This is a genomic window from Pedobacter sp. 22226, assembly GCF_052045455.1.
Lineage (GTDB): Bacteria > Bacteroidota > Bacteroidia > Sphingobacteriales > Sphingobacteriaceae > Pedobacter > Pedobacter jeongneungensis.
The window spans coordinates 180,876-200,147 of sequence record NZ_JBQEPB010000008.1 but is presented as its reverse complement, the minus strand read 5'-3'; the positions used below and the strand labels follow the sequence as shown (position 1 = coordinate 200,147).

Annotated in this window: 18 protein-coding genes; 5 read left to right on the top strand and 13 right to left on the bottom strand. The window is 42.1% G+C overall.

Annotation, left to right across the window (positions count from 1 at the left end; genetic code table 11):
• The first annotated feature begins 47 nt into the window (after window positions 1-47).
• Both ACTJKC_RS18865 and ACTJKC_RS18860 read left to right on the top strand, forming a co-directional pair.
• Window positions 48-1,415 (top strand): UDP-glucose dehydrogenase family protein, encoded by a 1,368-nt coding sequence (locus ACTJKC_RS18865; protein WP_440794336.1) that lies wholly within the window; start codon window positions 48-50, stop codon window positions 1,413-1,415.
• 50 nt (window positions 1,416-1,465) lie between these two features.
• On the top strand, window positions 1,466-2,359 hold the full coding sequence (locus tag ACTJKC_RS18860; RefSeq protein WP_440794334.1) for a glycosyltransferase family 8 protein: 894 nt from the start codon (window positions 1,466-1,468) through the stop codon (window positions 2,357-2,359).
• Here ACTJKC_RS18860 and ACTJKC_RS18855 read toward each other — a convergent pair.
• On the bottom strand, window positions 2,352-2,873 hold the full coding sequence (locus ACTJKC_RS18855) for a serine acetyltransferase (protein WP_440794332.1): 522 nt from the start codon (window positions 2,871-2,873) through the stop codon (window positions 2,352-2,354). The two genes, ACTJKC_RS18860 and ACTJKC_RS18855, sit on opposite strands and share 8 nt — an antisense overlap.
• 255 nt (window positions 2,874-3,128) lie before the next feature.
• Here ACTJKC_RS18855 and ACTJKC_RS18850 point away from each other — a divergent pair, with 255 nt between their 5' ends.
• The 3 genes from ACTJKC_RS18850 to ACTJKC_RS18840 are packed head-to-tail and all read left to right on the top strand — an operon-like array spanning window position 3,129 to window position 6,171.
• Window positions 3,129-4,481, top strand: coding sequence for a lipopolysaccharide biosynthesis protein (locus tag ACTJKC_RS18850; RefSeq protein ID WP_440794330.1), 1,353 nt, complete (start codon window positions 3,129-3,131; stop codon window positions 4,479-4,481).
• A 36-nt stretch (window positions 4,482-4,517) separates the two neighbouring features.
• A complete protein-coding gene (locus ACTJKC_RS18845; RefSeq protein ID WP_440794328.1) occupies window positions 4,518-5,372 on the top strand; it encodes a glycosyltransferase family 2 protein in 855 nt (284 codons plus the stop codon).
• Window positions 5,373-5,391: 19 nt separating this feature from the next.
• Complete coding sequence (locus ACTJKC_RS18840) at window positions 5,392-6,171, top strand: glycosyltransferase (protein WP_440794326.1); 780 nt, start codon at window positions 5,392-5,394, stop codon at window positions 6,169-6,171.
• 20 nt (window positions 6,172-6,191) lie between these two features.
• On the opposite strand, the gene ACTJKC_RS18835 is transcribed toward ACTJKC_RS18840, so the two are convergent.
• The 12 genes from ACTJKC_RS18835 to ACTJKC_RS18780 form a co-directional block, all read right to left on the bottom strand.
• Window positions 6,192-7,283 (bottom strand): acyltransferase family protein, encoded by a 1,092-nt coding sequence (locus ACTJKC_RS18835; RefSeq protein WP_440794324.1) that lies wholly within the window; start codon window positions 7,281-7,283, stop codon window positions 6,192-6,194.
• A 3-nt stretch (window positions 7,284-7,286) separates the two neighbouring features.
• Complete coding sequence (locus ACTJKC_RS18830) at window positions 7,287-8,495, bottom strand: glycosyltransferase (RefSeq protein WP_440794322.1); 1,209 nt, start codon at window positions 8,493-8,495, stop codon at window positions 7,287-7,289.
• Between the two features lie 24 nt (window positions 8,496-8,519).
• A complete protein-coding gene (locus ACTJKC_RS18825) occupies window positions 8,520-9,674 on the bottom strand; it encodes a glycosyltransferase (RefSeq protein ID WP_440794320.1) in 1,155 nt (384 codons plus the stop codon).
• A gap of 99 nt (window positions 9,675-9,773) precedes the next feature.
• Window positions 9,774-11,030 (bottom strand): O-antigen ligase family protein, encoded by a 1,257-nt coding sequence (locus ACTJKC_RS18820; protein WP_440794318.1) that lies wholly within the window; start codon window positions 11,028-11,030, stop codon window positions 9,774-9,776.
• 33 nt (window positions 11,031-11,063) lie between these two features.
• The gene (locus tag ACTJKC_RS18815; protein ID WP_440794316.1) at window positions 11,064-13,202 is read right to left on the bottom strand and encodes an exopolysaccharide transport family protein; all 2,139 of its coding nucleotides are present in this window, start codon (window positions 13,200-13,202) and stop codon (window positions 11,064-11,066) included.
• 7 nt (window positions 13,203-13,209) lie between these two features.
• Window positions 13,210-13,890: a TolC family protein gene (locus ACTJKC_RS18810; protein ID WP_440794314.1), complete on the bottom strand. Its 681-nt coding sequence runs from the start codon at window positions 13,888-13,890 to the stop codon at window positions 13,210-13,212.
• A 31-nt stretch (window positions 13,891-13,921) separates the two neighbouring features.
• Window positions 13,922-14,995: a sugar transferase gene (locus tag ACTJKC_RS18805; protein ID WP_440794312.1), complete on the bottom strand. Its 1,074-nt coding sequence runs from the start codon at window positions 14,993-14,995 to the stop codon at window positions 13,922-13,924.
• The gene (locus ACTJKC_RS18800; protein ID WP_113946887.1) at window positions 14,995-15,399 is read right to left on the bottom strand and encodes a response regulator; all 405 of its coding nucleotides are present in this window, start codon (window positions 15,397-15,399) and stop codon (window positions 14,995-14,997) included. The genes ACTJKC_RS18805 and ACTJKC_RS18800 overlap by 1 nt, the downstream gene beginning before the upstream one ends.
• A 209-nt stretch (window positions 15,400-15,608) precedes the next feature.
• On the bottom strand, window positions 15,609-16,151 hold the full coding sequence (locus tag ACTJKC_RS18795; protein ID WP_440794310.1) for a serine O-acetyltransferase: 543 nt from the start codon (window positions 16,149-16,151) through the stop codon (window positions 15,609-15,611).
• Between the two features lie 190 nt (window positions 16,152-16,341).
• Complete coding sequence (locus tag ACTJKC_RS18790; protein WP_440794308.1) at window positions 16,342-17,934, bottom strand: hypothetical protein; 1,593 nt, start codon at window positions 17,932-17,934, stop codon at window positions 16,342-16,344.
• 108 nt (window positions 17,935-18,042) lie between these two features.
• On the bottom strand, window positions 18,043-18,234 hold the full coding sequence (locus ACTJKC_RS18785) for a hypothetical protein (protein WP_344850973.1): 192 nt from the start codon (window positions 18,232-18,234) through the stop codon (window positions 18,043-18,045).
• Between the two features lie 262 nt (window positions 18,235-18,496).
• Window positions 18,497-19,132, bottom strand: coding sequence for a response regulator transcription factor (locus ACTJKC_RS18780; RefSeq protein ID WP_344850974.1), 636 nt, complete (start codon window positions 19,130-19,132; stop codon window positions 18,497-18,499).
• Window positions 19,133-19,272: the final 140 nt, after the last annotated feature.

The window sequence follows — 19,272 nt, the reverse complement described above, 5'->3', positions numbered from 1 at the left end:
GGCTAAACTTTCCATTGATAAATTAAACGCTATTAACAATAAAATACATGAAAATTGCAGTTATCGGCACCGGCTATGTGGGCCTAGTAACAGGAACCTGCCTGGCAGAAACAGGAAATGATGTAATCTGTGTGGACATTAATGCCAGCAAGATAGAAAAAATGCAACAGGGCGAACTCCCTATTTATGAACCCGGATTAGAATTGCTTTTTCACCGCAACATTCAGCAGGGACGTATCCGCTTTACCATGGATCTGCAATCGGCGGTAGAACATGCCGAAATTATATTTATGGCCCTTCCTACTCCTCCGGGCGAAGATGGTGCGGCCGATCTTTCGTATATACTTGGTGCGGCAAAAGATATTGCAGCGCTCCTTACCGGCTATAAAGTAATTGTAAACAAATCAACCGTGCCGGTAGGAACCGCAGATAAAGTAAAAGCTGTTTTTGAAAGCCATACTTCTATCGCTGTTGATGTGATTTCGAACCCGGAATTTTTAAGGGAAGGCGTTGCGGTAGAAGATTTTATGAAACCAGACCGCGTGGTAATTGGTACAAGCAGCGAAAGGGCAAAAAAATTAATGTCGGAGCTTTATGCACCCTATGTACGCCAGGGCAATCCGGTTATTTTTATGGATGAGCGCTCAGCCGAACTGACCAAATATGCGGCAAATTCATTTTTAGCCACAAAGATTACTTTTATGAACGAGATTGCCAACCTGTGCGAGCTGGTAGGTGCCGATGTTGATGCCGTACGTAAAGGGATAGGAACTGATGAACGCATTGGCAAACGCTTTTTATTCCCCGGTATTGGTTATGGTGGTTCCTGCTTTCCGAAAGATGTGCAGGCGCTGGTTAAATCAGCAGATGAGCATGAGTACAACTTTGAGATCCTGAAATCAGTAATCATCGTAAATGAAAAGCAAAAAGTAATCCTTGCAGATAAACTGCTTCAATACTATGACAATGAAATCAGTGGTAAACATTTTGCCCTTTGGGGACTTTCCTTTAAACCGGAAACAGATGATATCAGGGAAGCACCAGCACTTTACCTGATCGAAACCCTGCTTAAAAATGGTGCCAGCGTTAGCGTTTTTGATCCCGAAGGACAGGAAAATGTAAAATCGATATTTAACAACCGGATTTCTTATGCCGAAAACCAGTACGCAGCACTTGAGGGGGCAGATGCATTGTTAATTGCAACCGAATGGTCGTTATTTAGAAACCCTGACTTTGAAAAAATGGCTGAATTGCTTAAGGAAAAAGTAATTTTTGATGGCAGAAATCTGTTTGAGCTTGAGAAAATGACCGAGCTTGGCTATTACTATAATAGTATAGGAAGGAAATTGATTGCACCGGATGAAACCTTGTATCAATCTCTGAAAAGTAAAACAGATGCTGTTCAAAATGCTTGATCAGAATAACTTACACAACTGTACATCAACATACAAAACCATAAAATACCATGATGCATCAAGCTGAAAGTATAACGATAGTAACCATTTGCGACAATCAGTTTGTGGCGCTGATGGCTGCAATGCTAAGGTCGTTAGAAGATAACCACCATTCGGGAGAAGAAATTAAGCTCTATATTGTTTCTGATCATATTACGGAGAAAAACAGGCTCAAAGTGGTTTCGAGCCTGGCTACCACTAAACTTCGTTTACACTGGATCCCGATTGAAGAAGCTTTACCGAAACAGTTTAAGCTACCCAGGGATAAATCTTCATTTCCGGCGAATGTTTACATGCGCTTGTGCATCCCTTATTTTATCCCTCAGGAGGCTACAAAAGCAATTTACCTGGATGTGGATATGATTGTGCTAGATGATATTTCTAAGTTATGGCATACCGATATAGGTAATTACGACCTGGGTGCTGTACCCGATCTTTCGGGTGTGGTGAGTTCGCCATGGGGAGGAATCAGTAATTATAAAGCGTTGGGGCTCGATCCTGACAGCAAATACCTTAATGCCGGCATGATGTTGTTAAAACCGCAGCGTTGGCGCGAACGGAATATTACTGCCCGAGCTTTTGCCTGTGCCGCAGAAAATGCAGCGTATCTCAACTTTGCAGAGCAATATACACTCAACGTGGTTTTTAATAATGACTGGTTTGAGCTGGATCCTTTATGGAACTGGTTTGCCAAAAAAGATACGGCCAGCCCCTACCTCATCCACTTTACGGGGATGAAACCAATTTACAATGGTTATTCGGGACAGGAACATTTTAAAAATACTTTTTTCCATTACCTAAATAAAACCCAATGGGCAAACTACCGCATTAAAAGTGATGCGGTGAGCAAACTAAAAAAGATTTATAATAAGATAGAGAAAAAGCTGGTGATGGCTTTCAGGTAATCACTGGGTTGCTGCGGAGAATCCTTGCAGGATTCCCTGCGGCTACGGCACCATCTGGCACCGATTTTACCACTACCGAACCCGCCCCGATGGTTACGTTGCTGCCGATGGTAATGTCACCAATAATTACTGTATTACAGCCAATATCTACAGCATCGCCAATAACCGGGGCTTTAACGATTCCCGATGCTGTAAAATCCTGTTTAACACCAATGGTGGTACACTGGCGCACCGAGCAGTTTTTACCGATTATGGTATCAGGATGGATAACCAGGCCGCTGCCGTGCCAAAGCTGAAAGCCGCTCCCTATAGAAGTTTTCCAGTTGAGCTCTACACACATCATCCATTCTATAAAAACCCTGTAAAACAACAGGTACCAAAAGAACAGAATCTTAGTAATTTTATACCTCGATATCAGCTGTGCTGCCCTAAAAAACACCACGATATACTTTCCCTTGGTGGGATTGGCCAGATTGGCCTTCCGGTCCTGAAGGATATATTTGATTATCCCCATATTAAAACTTCGGCCTGTAAGGCCAGTAAACGGTATTGTTGTGTATTCATATTAAAAAACCAGACCAGGAGCATTAACGCACAATGTATTGATGAGGCTGGGAATTACCCAAAATTAACACCTTAAAGCTTTGGTTTCATTAGTATTTAAGGGCTATTTATAGAGCAATACGGGATGAGTAATTTTGATTATCCTTATTAACCGCCCCTGCATGGAGCTTTGGCCAGAAATTACGGAAAAACCCTGTTTTATTGAATGAAATTAATTTCTAAATTAAAAAACATCCATTTCCTATCCCTTATGGGTACCGGTGGAATGTCGTTGCTCACTTTCCTTTTTACCGCCATTTTATACCGGTCGTTAAGCATTAAAGAAATTGGTATCTGGTTTTTCTTTCAGGCACTTCTTTCCTTTTTAGATACTTTCAGACAAGGATTTTTAACCACGGCATTTGTAAAATTTTATGCAGGCGCTACCGAAGAAAAAGGCCGGCAGGTAATTGGTTCTACCTGGTATATCGCCGCCGGAATTACTTTGTTATTAGTAGCCGTTAATGTACCGCTACTATTTTTCAGTCACTTCAGTAATGATGAAAGCCTTGCATTTTTCATCAAATATTATGCAATAAACCTGATCTGCTCCTTACCGATGATTGTAGCCATGTGTATTGCCCAGGGTGAGCTCCGGTTTGATACGCTTTTATATATCAGGATGTGCCAGGTAATTTTACTCATTAGCTTTCTGGTTATCCTCAACATTTTAAAAATCAACTCGCTGCAATACCTCATGTTTGCCAACATTGCCGCAACGCTGCTAACCAGTATGTTAACGCTGGTAATGGGCTGGTCGGGCATTGGTTATTTTTTCAAAAAACAGAAAGACTGCATCAGGGAGATTTTCAATTTCGGAAAATATACGGTGGGCACTTCCATCAGCAGCAGCCTTTTTGGGGTAACAGATACCTTTGTGATCAATTTTATGCTCGGGCCATCCTCACTGGCCGTGTATAACCTGGGCAAACGCCTGATGGAAGTGGTAGAAATTCCGCTAAGAAGTTTCGTGGCCACCGCAATGCCTTCTTTATCTAAAGCTTACAACAGCGGGGATAAGAAAGAGGTAATTGATATTATGAAAAAATATATCGGAACCATTACCATCTGCCTGTTTCCGGTACTGGTGGTGGCCTATATTGCCGCCGGACTGGCCATGAGCATTATTGGCGGGGGGCAATACCACAATTCGCCCGCAGGTGATACAGCGATAAACATCTTCAGGATTTTTACCACGTTTGCATTGCTTTACCCGGCAGATCGTTTTATGAGCGTAGCGCTTGATGCGATCCACAGGCCACAAATTAATTTCATTAAAGTAATTGTAATGCTGGTAGTTAACCTTTCGGCCGATTTTTTAGGTGTGTACCTGCTTGGGAATGTTTATGGCATTGTAATCGGCACATTTTTCCCCACCATTACCGCAATAGCCATCTCTTATTATTACATCAATAAAGATTTTAAAAAATTCTCTCTCGTAAACAGTTACCTCAGCGGCTACCGCGAACTAATGAGGTTTGTAACCCTGGGATTAAAACAGGCAAAAAATTTACGCTGATTACGGTACATTTAACTCAATGATACAACGCATACCATGAATAATATTTTCACTACTCCGGACTGGATCAACAAATATGATTTTTCTTTTAAACAAGTAACGGAAGTACCCGAATCGCTTTTTGAAGAAATAAACGCCCGGCTGGATGTGCTGCAAACCGGAACTCCCATGGTGAGTATTGTAATTGCGGCCTGGAATGAAGAAGTTAATATTATCCGCAATATTGCGAGCCTCGCCAACCTGGCGACTAAAATACCGCTTGAAATTATTGTAGTTAACAACAACTCTACCGACGCAACACAGCTGACTCTGGATAAACTGCACCTTAAAAGTTATTTTCAGCAGATACAGGGCTGTGGACCTGCGCGACAGATGGGGATGGAAAAAGCCAGGGGAAAATACATTCTGCTGGCTGATGCGGATTGCATTTACCCGGAGTGCTGGCTTGATGATATGCTGGCCATTTTAAGCAGCCCCGGCACCGTTTGTGTGTATGGCCGCTATTCTTTTATTCCCGAACCCGGTTTCCCCCGGTGGAAACTGGCCATCTTAGAGAAAATGAAGGATGCTGTTGCTGCTTTAAGGCATGTAAAACGCCCCTATCTTAATGCATTTGGCATCAGCATGGGTTATATCCGCGAGTATGGAATGAAGGTGGGCTACGTGATGGTAAATGTGCGGGGCGAAGACGGGCGCCTGTGTTTCGATCTGATGCAGTTTGGCAAAGTACGCCAGCTTAAGCGCAACCGTTCCCGAGCATGGACAGCACCACGAACCTTGCAGCGGGATGGTTCTTTTACCCAGGCATTATTCTCTAGGATTTCGATCGAATCAAAAAAATTATTATCGCTCTTTACGCCACACAAGCCACACGATACCAAGAAAATTTAAACCTTAAAATCAATTAACAATGTACACCTTTTTTCAGGTTTCCCTTTTAATTACGCACTACAACAGAAGTTCATCCTTAGCCAACTTGTTATATACGCTTAAAGACCTAAAATGCGGTTTTGGCGAAATCATTGTTTCGGATGACGGAAGCAATGAAGAACACCTGGGCAAACTCCACCTGCTCCAAAAAGCTTTCGGTTTTAAACTGATTACCACACCCGTAAACCGTGGCCTGGGCCATAACATTAATAAAGGCCAGGATGCAGTAACCAAACCTTACACCCTTTACATTCAGGAAGATTTTGAACCTTCTGCCCAGTTTCCGCACCTGTTTTTACAGGGACTGGAACACATGAAGGCAAAAAAGGCATTGGATATTGTGCGGTTTTATGCATACTCGCCTTACGCCTACCTTAAACCCTTTGATGAACACTTTTCGCAGATGTTCCACCCTACCTTTGGGACAGATTACACCAAAATATACCTTTATTCGGACCATCCACATTTGAGAAGATCAGATTTTTTTCAAAAATTCGGCCGGTATCCTGAGGGCTTAAAGGGAGATCTTACGGAATATAAAATGTGTATTTCCTTTTTACAGAACAAAGCACAGGGGCTGTTCTATAACGATTTTAGCAAGTTGCTGATCCAGAAAAATTCGCAGCAGGAACCGAGCACCATGACCAGGATCAGCTGGCGTGAAAGTAAAGCCGTATGGATTAAACTGTTAAGAGATACTTACCGCCAGCTTAAGTATAATTTCGACATTATTGCGCAGCCACCACTCCGAAAGCTTTAATAGCCTGGCTGGCTATAATATTATGGCTTTTTCTGCAACTGGAGTTTTTTCTGAAAGCGCATTTCGATGTGCCTGTAAGTCCAGCCTGCAACCAGGTAAATTACGAGGTAATTAATAATAAACAGATAACCGTATGCCGCGGGAGAAAATTTCAGGATCCTGATAAAAAGTACATTAAACATACTGATAAACAGGGTGTGCACCATGTAAATGGAATAAGAATATTTCCCCATCTTCTCCAGTAAGACTGATTTGCTAAGCATAAGGGATAAATAACCTTTCTGGAAAGCAAAAATAAAGACAGAAACGAAGAAAACCGGTTCGAAAAGAATGCTCAGCTGACGGAATTCTTTTCCGTTAACCACCATAAAACCGACAATGATTACTGCAGATATCTCTAAAAAGGTAAACAAAACTGCAGACCATTTACTCAGGCGGTGATGGGAAAAATCGAACAGGTAAAAACATAAAGTACCGGTAAAAAAGCCGATAATGCCTCTTAAGAAACCATAATTGTAAGTATAATCTAAACGTGCGCTACTGGTAAAGTTATAAATTAATGTGCCTGCCAGGGCTGCCAGTAAAAAATAAGCTATGGGTTTTAACCGGTCGAGTTTGAGATGGCTGAGTGAAAAACAACTAAGTGCGAAAACCACATAACTGATAAATTCTGCGCTGATAGACCAGCTCACCATGTTCCAGCTGATATCGCGTACGCCAGGGAAATCAATGGAGTTGAGCAGAAAAAAAGAAGTGATAAAGGTAAGTGTAGAATTATCAAGCGAATTATTGATCTGCACCCGCCCGGCCAGAAAATATTTAATTCCCTCTACCCCCAAAAACAACAATAACATTAAAAGATGCAAAGGGTAAAGCCTGATCAGCCTTTTGTAAAGGAAGCCGGAAATGTTTTTAACGGCGTTGATGGAGCGGTAGGAATAACAGATTACAAAGCCACTTAACACAAAGAAAAAATCGACAAAAAGATCGGCATTTTCGATAAAAGCATTATTGAGTATGGGTGTATCAGAAAAAGCGCTCATGTGATAAAACACCACCAGGGTGGCAAAAATCCCCCTGAAAACATCGAGTACAACAAATCTGTGTTTCATCTCTCAGCAATTAGAACGTTTGGTTTCCACTAATCCGGCCAGGGCATCGTATATTCCCTTTACCGATTTTTCCCAGCTGTGCGAGCGAGCAAAAGTTGCCCTCTGAAAAGCCTTTTCGGGAGTATTATGGTTAAGCAAGGTTTCAATTCCTTTAATATAACCCGTTATGCCTTCGGCCAGGTACACCTGCTCTTTAAAGGCTTCCATAGATGGCGTAGCAGTAGCAATGGTGGGTTTGCCCAATACCAGATATTCATCAATTTTACGCGGATAGTTGCCAATGGTGAGGTCGTTGATCAACTGGGGATTGAAGCACACATCAAATGCCTGAATGTGCATCGGGAGTTCATCAGTTGGCCTGGCACCTAAAAAGTGTACATTGTTAAGCTGATGCAATCCGCTGGCCATAAAATCGGCATCTTCTGGTCCTACAAGCACAATGTTCCAGTCGGGGCGCGCTTTGGCTATACCTGCTATCAAATCAATATCCAGCCTGGCCGAGGTAAGTACCCCCACATAACCAATAACCGGACCTGTAAAAGTATTTGGTTGTTTCTGCTCAGGCTGCTCCAGAAAATGGTCAAAAAGGCTAAAATCGCAGCCCTGCCCAATATAGCTGGAGTTGGGATTATAATGCCTGCAATAATCTGCCAGAAATTCAGAATTGGCTACACAGAGGTCATTTTTTGCAATCAATTGCGGTTCGAGGGCCAATCCGTGTTTTTTATAATATGAGGTAGCAATCAGGTTATCACGCGAGTAATAAACAGCAGCGAGGGGCTGCAACAGTTCGATGAGGTAAAAACTCCTGAACATGTCGCCATCGTTAAACAATACAGCATCGTTAAAGCCCAGGCTCTCGATTACAGGTTTTATGGCACGGTAAAATTTATGGTTATTGAACCGGTTAATGCTGGTAAAAATAAATCCGCGGGGCAACCAGTTTACCGATTCGATAAGGCAATCGGGATAGAGCGTAAAAAGTCCCGGACTGATTTCTTCGAGACCGCTTTGTTTGCCTTTAATAATGGCCAGGCGTTTCTGCACTTTTTTATCGGCCGCATGCCGCATTTTGCTGATGCGATCTAATGGCGGATTGATATAAAGCACACGGTTCTGTTTGGAAAATTCCAGTGCAATATTTTTACAGTTGCTCCCGATTTCTGTATCCCAGGGCTGCTGACCTACAATGATGATATTTCGATTTTTCAAATCTTTTTGATTAGCGTTTTAGCATTATTTGATAACATGCCTGGTGGCTACCGAGCGTTTATTGGCCTGCCTGATGCGCATGAGAGAGCAGAGCTGTACGTAAATAAATGATGGGATGCCCACCAGGGCCTTGTAAATATTACGATCGGCTTTGCCATGCCTTAGTGCAATAAAAAAACTTAAACCAAAAGCCATAAAGGCTGCACACCATAGCCATGATAATGTGCTTCCTAAAAAAATATTGAGCAGCAAACACGACATTGAAAGCAAAATGAAGAGAAAAAGTGGCGGGCGTAACAGTATGACCCCAAAAAGCAGCTGGTTCCAACTGCAGTTGGCCAAACCACGGCCAATAACTGAAAAACCCAGGCTAAAATATTTAAACCAGGTATTGATCCAGCGTGAGCGCTGGTTAACCAATTGTACACGGTTTGCTGTTTTTTCGTCGTAAACTATTGCACGCGGTGCAAATGCAATGCGAAGATCCTGAGAAACGATTTTTGCCTGTAAAACTTTGTCAAACCCTGCACCCTGAAGGTCATGATCCCTGAAAGCATTAATATACAATTTGGTGCTAAAAGCCATCCCCGATCCGGCCAGTGTTGCCGAAGAGCCTAAGGCAAACATCACTTCGCCATCAAAAAAATGGTAATATAAGTCTCTTGCCGCATCTAACGAGGCAATGGTGGTTTGCAGTCGTTTTGATTTACGCAAACCCTGAACGGCTTCAAAGCCATGATCAAAAAACACATTAAGTTCGTTTAAATATTGCCTGTCGACCAGGTTATCGCTATCGATAATGGTGAGGAGCTTGTGTTCACGTTTAAAATGAGCAATGGCATAAAGGTGCGAACGGGTGTTACTGGCCAATACTTTTTCGGGCCGGAGCAAAATTACCCGCTCATCATCAAAGTGCAGGCCGGAGATATCGCAGTTATCGCACACCAGATAGATCAGGTAATTGGAATAATCCATTTTCAGCAGTGAATCCACTACTGCGGGCAATAATTCTGTCTGTTCATAAGCCGTAACAATAATGGCATAATCGTGCTCAACGCTTTCTATTTTAGGGTATTTGCGTTTGCCAGTCAGCAGATATCCCCCATAGAGCAGCAATGGCAATATGAGGTTGTAACCGATCAGGAGCTGTATAACCAGCCAAACAACATTTAAAATCATATTTCAGGGCTTTTTGGAGAGGTAAATATTTTTGGCTTTAAACAGGCCTATAATAAAGCAGATTATTCCCGGCATGATAAAATATTCGAACGGCATAACTTAAATTAAAATTTCTTTACCGGGTTTTAACACCGGCGATCTGTAAATAAATACCCAGGAAAGATAGACCACAATTGAAGTCGGCATGAGGTTAATTACCTCATTACCATAACTGCAAAACAGAATACCTGCACAGCCTGCGGTAAGGGCAATTATTTTTACCTTCAGCACTCTGTCTGTTATTCGCCATGTAATACCGCAGCAGCTTCCCAAAATGTACATCATGATGCCAAACCAGATGCTAAGCCCTACAACACCATACATCATCCAGATTTTTACAAAATAGCTATCAGGTTCAACTCTTGATAGATACTTGTCTCCGTTATAAAGTTTTCCATAATATCCGGTCACTCCGGGTCCGCCCCCAAATGGATAATCTTTCATGTAGAGTGCCAGGTTTCTTTGGTTGGCCAACCGCAAGTTTAACGACGGATCTTCAGGGTTCATTGCCGTGCGTAAACGGTAAATCTGGTAATTGCTATCGCCTATGGTGGTAAATTTAAGTATGCCAAGCAGGGCGATCACCAGAAAACCGCCACATAAAAGCGCCCGGTAATTTTTACCAAGAATAATGGCCACAAAGCCACCTATAACAATTAAAAACAAAGCACCACGCGTACCCGAAATCAGCATACCATAAATATTGATGGCCCCGCATAGAAAAAGTAAAATCCTTTTCCAGGTTTTAATGGGTGCGAGCGAAAGAATAATCGCCATTAAGCCTACGTGGGCCTGCGATGCACCAAACTGTCCGGCATCACTGTAAAAAGAAAAAACACGCAAACGGCCCCATAAAAGATGAGTGCTTGCATTATCGAGTAAAAATACCCGCTCATTGGCACTTGGACCAATATAAAGTTGTTTAATTCCGTTTAATGAGGCCAAAGTGGAACAGATTAATACCAGGATAAGAAAAATATCCAGATCGCGGTGCGTCCGGAAAATTAACAAGCCAAGCAACACCGCTATAAAGGGATATATGGCCGTACTGCGGATTTCATTGATCCAGCCCAGTTTGTTGGACCCCGGATTAAAGCCCTCAAATAAACTCACGATCAGCCACAACAACAGCAGGTAAAAAAGGCTGATGTTAATGGCATCCCATTCTTTTTTTGCCGTGGTAACAATTGTAGTAAGCAAAATGAGCACAAAAAACACATCGATCAACAAACCGTAAGGAAGCAAGCCGATTTCGCGTCCAAAAAGAAACAGGAAAAAGCAGTAAGCAACCAGAAAATAAAGTAAAATCCGCTTCATTAGTAAGGTAATCCGTATTGATGCACCCGTAAATTATTTAACATTAGTTACCTTATTAAATACCCAGCCCATAAAACCGGGTTGCTCCCTGATGTAACGGATTAAAGGCCTGTCGGCTTCGCCAATTTTACCGCCATACTCAAAAAGGGCAATGTTACGTTCGGTAAACAACAACCATTCTTTCGAAATATTAACTTCGCGTAAGCTGTTCACGTCAATAATTACATAGTCAAATTCTTTTTTAAGCACTTCAAAGCCATCTTTCAGGTTACCTACATTCTGGATTTCCAGCAGCGAATTCCGCTCAACGCTTTTGTTCATCACCGTAATCAGATCTTCGGTATGAAATTCTTTTTTGATCAGGAATGACTGAAAGCTCAGGTTAGAGATCAGTCCTGTTTCATTTGATAGGGGCTGTTGTTGTTCATCAGCAATGAGCAGCACCTTTTTACCGGTTAATGCAAAGGCATAAGCGAGGCTATGGCTTAAAAAAGTTTTTCCTGCGCCACCTGCCAAACTGGTAATACCCAAAATTTTGCTGCCACTACTTTCCATTTGCGAGGCAATTTCGAACCTCAGCGATCTGATCTGTTCTTTAAATACCAGGTATTTTCCATCTGCAGATTTATCGCCCCAGATATTTCTGGCGGTGCGTTCTTTGCCAGCTATTTCGTTTATGTTTCCAATTACCGGACTTTCGGTAATGGCTTCGAGGGTTTGCTGGTTGCGTACGGCAGAATCTACCACCACCAGCAGCAGTACAAAACTAATGCAAAGCGCAAAAGTGCCTGTGCCGGCTCCGGCAATATACAGTGCCTTTTTTGTAGGTTTTGGATTGCCTGGCAACCCGAGTTGTTCAATTTCGAGGTTAAGGCCTAACTTCTGATCGGTTTTTGCGGCATTAAAACGATCAAGCGCCAGCATGTAATCTTTGGTGGCCAGTTCCGCATCGCGCTGATAGTTTTGTATATCGGCATCAAACGGAACCATACTGCTGTAGCGGGCCCGTAAAATACGCAACTGCCCGTCGAGCGTTCTGATACTGCTCCGGGCTTGTTGTAAAGATACTTCGAGACCAACTTTTTGCTGAACAAGATCCTGTTTTGATACACGCGTATCTACTATATTTTCATCCATATTCGCCGAGCTTTTATTACTGATCAGGCGGTTTAATGAATCAATTTTCTTTTGCATGGCAGGTTTAAATCCACCATCTATATAAAGGTTATTGGCAACCTGCAGCTGCCTTTTAAGATCAACAATCTCGCGGTTGCTGGCCCTGCTGCTTCCATTAATATAACGATCGCTCCCGCCGAGTTTACTTTCAATGGTGGCAACACCACCTGCGTTAGACTGGATTACCCGCATGGCTTCGGCACGTTGCGCTTCGTACTGCGAAATCTGGTTGTAAACCGTTGCCGATTGTTCGTCGAGGTTAAGCACCCCTTTGGTCCGTTTAAAATTTGAAAGCAGGTTATTTTTGGCATCCATTGCATTTTTTTTGCTCAGGAGCATCGAATCGAGAATTTTGGCTGAAGAGTTCTGATTGTTAGACACATCATTGCTGTAACTGCTGATGAACTCGGTAGAAAGCGTGTTTACCGTAAAGGCAGATAATGCAGGATTTCCGGAAGTAAAAATTACGGAGAGCAGATCGCTGTTGGCCGCATGCGAAACTTCGAGGTCATCTCTTAACTGTTCTTCGCCATAACCCATATCTTCGGCAATGGTAAATAGTTTGTAGCGGCCTTTATCATCATCAAGGGTTAACAGGGCATTACTGTTCAGTTTTTTTTCAAAAAGGGCTGTAATCTCTGCCAGTTCTGTACTACTTTTTGCCGATAATGATTCGGGCAAGCGTTTAAATGCACTTTTCTGATCGGTAAGATCATGAATTACCAGCCTGTAAGTAAGCAGGTTAATCATCCTTTTCATTGTAAATTTTTCTACCAGATTGGCAAACTGCTGGTTTACGGCAAAAAAATCTACCGTTTCATTGCTGATTACCTTTTTAGAAGGATCGAGCAAACCGGTTGAAATCTGTGCAACAGATTCGTATTTCCGGGGGATATTTTTTACCAGCAGAAAAGAAATGATTATCGCCAATACGGGCAATAAGATGATGAGCCATTTAAACCTGAAAATCCGATGTAAAAACAATTTAAAATCCATTACCATATTATTTTCCTGCCGGTATCTGCTGACCGATTATTTCTTCCAATAAATCTTTTGCTTTCAGGTAATTGCCCTCCGCCTCTACTTTTAATGTTTCTGCACTTGATTGTGTAACCCTCGATTGATTGAAAACCTCAAGGGAAACCTCACTCCGTTCGAATTTTCTCCTCAAACTTTCCGCGACTCCTTTACTGTCTGATGCACTTTGCGTGAGCACCTTTAAACGACTTTTTTCCTGCAGGTAGTTATAATATCTTTTTTTAACTTCGAGCGTAAGCTGGGTATCAAAATCAAGCGCTTCCAGCTGGGCTACCTTGTAATTTGCTTTGGCTTTTTTTACCATAAATGGCTTTTGAAGCAGGGAACCTACATTAATATTGACGCCGAACTGAAATCCGTTTACGTTGTATGGATTTACAGGATCCAAAACGGTGTTATTTTGGGGGCGGTAAAAGTAAGAGGCATTTAAAATATCCAGGTAAGAAACTTTAGCCATAGAAACATCGTTTTTCACTGCTTCGGAAGAAATGGTCTGGATTTTCCGTTTTACGTAATTCTGCCTGGCCAGCGCAACATATTGTTCAATATCTGCCTGGTTTACCTGACCCAGAATGGATTCTTGCGCAGATACCGAACTGCCAACAAGCATAAATAATAAAAGGGTTATAGCTGAAATGTTTTTCATATAATTTTTGTGTGATTAACCGGGCAATCTGTTAAACTTCTTCTTTCTGGATTAGCGCGGGAATGGTTTTTAATATAATTTTGAAATCGAGGAAAATGGAATAATGGTTGGCATAGTAATTATCGAGCTCTTTGCGTTCGCTCTCCGACATTTCTTTGCGGCCTCTTCTGCTGATCTGCCACAGGCCTGTTAAACCTGCGGGGCCGTTAAAACGCGAAGACCATTTATTGGTGGTAAGCTGTTCTGCCTCGTAAAGTGGAAGCGGCCTGTTGCCTACCAGCGACATATCGCCAATAAATACATTGATCAGTTGCGGAAGTTCATCGATACTGGTTTTACGCAATATTTTGCCCAAACGGGTAATCCTCGGATCGTTGTTGAATTTTACAAAAGCAGATTTTCCATTTTTATTCCCTTCGTTGGCATATTGGTTTAGCGAAGCCAGCTCACCGATCATTTTATCGGCATCCTGGCGCATCGACCTGAACTTATAGAAATCGAATATTTTATAACCCGCACCTACCCGTTTACTCTTGTAAATGATGGCACCTTTAGATTCGAGCCTGATCATGATTCCGATGAGGATAAACAGCGGCGTTAATAATAGCAGGGCTGTTCCTGAAGCGATAATATCAAATAAACGTTTACTTAAGGGTATTTTGTAACGTTCCTGCATCTGCACGGAAAGCTCCATAATATTCGGTTTAATTGCTTTAAACCTGATGAGGAAAGCAATCCTGGAAATAAAATCAGCATGTGGAAAAGGATAAACGTAATAATCGTTTGCCCTTAGCTTTAAGGCCTTTTTCCTCGATTCAGCATTTTCTGTTGTACCAATCAGCACAACAATGAGGTGCTTTAGTATCGGATGATCTCTGATAAAGGAAACCTGGTTAAACCACTCTGGGTTTTCATCCACTTCAATCAGCACCAGATCGGGAAGGCTTAAAAAAGTTTGTTGCTGGATGTAAGATTGAAAGTCATCGATAAAAATAACTTCTTTGGTATGCTTATCCAGGCATTCAAAAATAGCATCCCTCAATAATTTACCAAAGTAAACCGACCTTACATTGGCAACAGCAGTATCATTATTATGGCCGTTCATTATGCAATTAACCTGCTAATCTGGTTTTTCAAAATTGCCGGATCGAAGGGTTTTTCCATGTAACTGTCAATCCTCACCGACATATTTTTTATTTTATCTTCCAGGTTTTCTTCTCCCGAAAGCAGCATTACCGGTGTATTGCGGTAAAAGCCACTGCATTTCAGACTCTGGATAAATACGCTTCCGTCAAAAAAAGGCATCCTTAAGCTCGAAATTACCAGATCAGGATCATTGCCTTCTTCGAGCCAGCTCAGTGCATCAATTCCATTGGTTTTAATGGTAAGCTTGTATTCGGGTGCAAGGATAAAGTTCAGTAATTTGCCAAGGTCTAATCCCCCGTCTACCAGGAGTATATGTTTTTTAACATATTTTTTGACGTTGTTCTTTAAAATAAGATTTTTCATTAACGTTAATTATGATATGGTATTCGTCATCTTCTACACATACCGGTTACTGATATATTTTTAAGATGCTGTAAAGGTCTAATTTCGCCTGCCGCCCATCAATAGCCCAATAGGGCTAATCCCTTCTGGCCGGGTTTTAAAACAACAAAAGCAGTTCTTTTTGTACAGAGGCATTCCCCAAATTGCGGGGTATTAAATTGATGTGTTAGCTATGCTCCTTCAACAGAGATGATGTATTTTTTCTTTAAAACGGTGGCGGTGCTGCCCACCATTACGCAGTTGTCTTCTACATCTTTGGTAATTAACGAGCCGGCACCAATGGTTACATTGTTTCCGATATTTACATCGCCAAGTATTACCACGCTGATGCCGATATCTACGTTATCTCCAATCCGGGGTGCACGGCCATAACTGCCGTTTTCTTTCATTTTGGCGCTGATGTTGGTAAGCTGCCTGATGTTACAGTTTTTACCGATTACTGTATTGCTGCCGATTACTGTTCCGAAACCATACTGGATCCTTAAACCCTTGCCAATTACAGCGCTTGAGTTGATTCCGATATTCATCAGCCAGCCTAAAGCAAACTTGTAAAGCAACAGGTACCAGAAAAAAATAAACCGTAAAATTCTGTAGCGGTAAATTAACGAGGAGATTCGGTAAAGGAGCATGATAATCCTGGACTTAAAATTCCCTTTATTGTTCTTCCAGTCCTGAAACACATAAAGTGATTGTTCCCGGCCTTCAGAAACCATTATTATCCGTCTTTATATTCATATACATTAAGGCGCATGGAAAAAAAACCGGGCACGCAATATCGCGTACCGATCCTTAGCCTTAGCTTGTACAAAGCTATTGCATACCATCAGCGTCCCAAATAGCCCTTAAGTACCAATAACAGGAGCAAATGCATACCCTTGTAATAGTGGAAATTATGGAGTTTTTTTATTTAGGTTGAATAAACACGGGAGTTTCTGTTACCAGAACCTGTAAAATGCCATTTTTAGTGGTTACGGTTTTACCGGCCATTTCATCTTTACCAATGGCAGGTGTATAAATAATAGCCTCTTTGCTCTGGCCAAGGTCAAGATCGTATGATTTTGTTCTACCAACCTGATCGGGTATGGTAAGTACAAAGGTTTTTTTTCCGTTAAGCATGTACACATCAACCAGCGGATCTTTACTAAGGGTAGATTGGTAATGGTACTCTCCTATTAACCGGTTTGTCTGGAGCACATAATCTGCTGAGGGCCTTTTAGAGTAATCCGGATTAATAAAACCCGATGAGGTATATTGCGTCCAGCTGTTTACATCCACATTCTCCAGCATGTAAAATATACATTTCGATATGCCTGATCTGGCATATAGCAAAGCTGTGCGCAGGTTCCAGTCGGCCTGTGTTACCATAGCGCTTTTGTCGCCAATTTTTAAGGCTCTTTGTGGCGTATGCTCGCCTACATCGAAACCGGTTTCAGTCACCCACACGGGGATCCCGCCGTTTACCGATTTTGAAAAATCTTTAAACAATGCTGCTACCTTGCCCAAATCAGAAAGCTCGGGTGCCATACCTGCTGTTGCATTGCCATAATTCTGGAAACCATCGTTAGAATACTGGTGGTAATTAATTACATCAAAACACAGGTTAATCTGTCCGTTTGCTTTCATTCCCCTGTTGGTTTTGCACCACGCCACCATTCTGCGTACAAAATCAGGATTTGGATCGGCCAGGCCGCCCATTACCACAATCATATCCGGATCTGCTGTTTTTACGCCAATGCCTTTACCCAGGGTACCTTTATGGCCATCGTAAAAAGCCGAAAGGTTTGCGGCATATTCTTCAGGAGATTGCTGTGCCAAAGGACCTTTCCACCATTTATCACGCTCATTATCGCACTCCATATAAGTAATAAGGCCTAAACCTGCTTTGGGTAAATTTGGTGGATCATCCCGCCAGCGCACCGTAGGATCGGCCAGTAACAAACTTTTATCAACCAGTTTATTTGCACCATAGCGCGCCGCCAGCTGAAAGCCAACACGTGCCTGTTTAATATAAGTGGCAGGTAAAGCGCGGTCTAAACCATAGGGCGCAGGAACGTTTTCGGCATCCCTTTTGCCTAAAGGATAGGTTTCCAAAAGCCAGTCCGGACAGCCTTTTAAATCCAGCAATACGTATTTACCGGCTTCTTTCATTCTCCGGTAAATCTGGTCATAATCCCAATCGCCCCAGTGTGAAGGGCTATAGGTAAATAACCCCTCCTTATTCTCAATTCTTTGCCAATCGAGGTAGTGCCTGATGCCTGTAAAAGATTTTATCGTCTGAAACCTGGATTCTTCAATCTGGCCGTGGTTAACATCCGAAGTAAAATTCCATTCGAAGGCATTTACGCCAAGAAAATCTTTAAATGGTGCTTCACTTACTGAAGTGTTGACCACACTATATTCGGGCCCGGTGATGATGGCCTTATGGCAGTTGGGAAAAATGAAAATGATACAAACAGCGGCAGCAAAAATTACTCTCGTAAAACGGCTTTTCTTCATGAGCAGGGGATTGGACTACAAGGTAGCAATTTTATATTCCCGCAGCCCATAAACTGCATTATGTGCATAACTTAAGCATTTAACAGGGCAATTTACCCGGCTAAACGCTTATACAGATTCGCATATGATAAAAATGGTCTGTTTACTATCCAGTAAAAATATAAATTCGGTAAACTCATCGCTGATGTTCTTCTTAATCATGGTAACCTTTCCGCTGGATTGGTACTCATCCATTACCTCATCACCAATCTTAATTTTTTCCAACCTGGAAATGGGAGTACTATACGCTAATTTAATCATATCGTGGAAACTTAAATCTTATTAATATCGCCAGCTAAACCAGTGCATCACAAAACACCCGGAACATAACTAATCGTCCGGCAGTGTGTAAAGGGGGATGACAACAAGGGGACAACAGGTTGCCGGCGTTAAAGTTTTACGCTTATTGATTATGATTGATTTGTATGTGTTTAAACATACCTGGATGCATGATGCAGAGAAATAAAAGATTTTTTATGCCCAGCCATTTAACATAACCCGGGGTAATGGTAATGCGGGAAGATTAGTTATAACTGTAATCTTTAAATTTATTAAGCGCCTCGATCTTGTTTTGAACATGCAGCCGCTTGTAGATGTTTTTACAGTGGTTTTTAACGGTATTCGGGCTGATAAAAAGCATTTCAGAAATTTCCTTGTACAATAAACCTTTACTCAGTAACGACAGCACTTCGAGTTCGCGTTCGCTGAGGCCTAAATCGATTTTTGGCCGGGCAGGCTGCCCACCGCGAACCAGGTTAATCACTTTTCTGGCAATATACGGACTCATGGGCGCGCCACCGTTGTAAAGTTCTATCAGCGCTTCATGGATCTCGGCCGAAGTACAACCTTTAACAATATAGCCCGAGGCGCCGGCCTGCAGTGCGCTAAAGATTTTTTCATCGTTCTGAAAACCGGTACACATCAGAAATAGCGTTTTATCAAGCCCTTCCCTGCTCTGCATTACCAGGTCGATCCCCGACATATTAGACAGTTTAATATCTACAATGGCAATATCCGGACTTTCGTTCGGCAACTTTTCCAATGCTTCTTCAGCAGAGGAATAAACCCCTTTAAGTTCGAAAGATTTGTTTTCGAGAATGGTACTGGCCAGACTGTTCCTGTAAAGGCTGTGATCTTCAACAATGGAAACTGATATCATAATAATGCGTTTTTTTAAGTAATATTGTCAGATGCCTGTTCCCATCATTTCAACATATATCTTTTAACCCGCCATACCGGATTTATGCCGCTGATGATCAGATGATTTTTTTTGAAGGGGAGACGATCTTTTTATCCTGC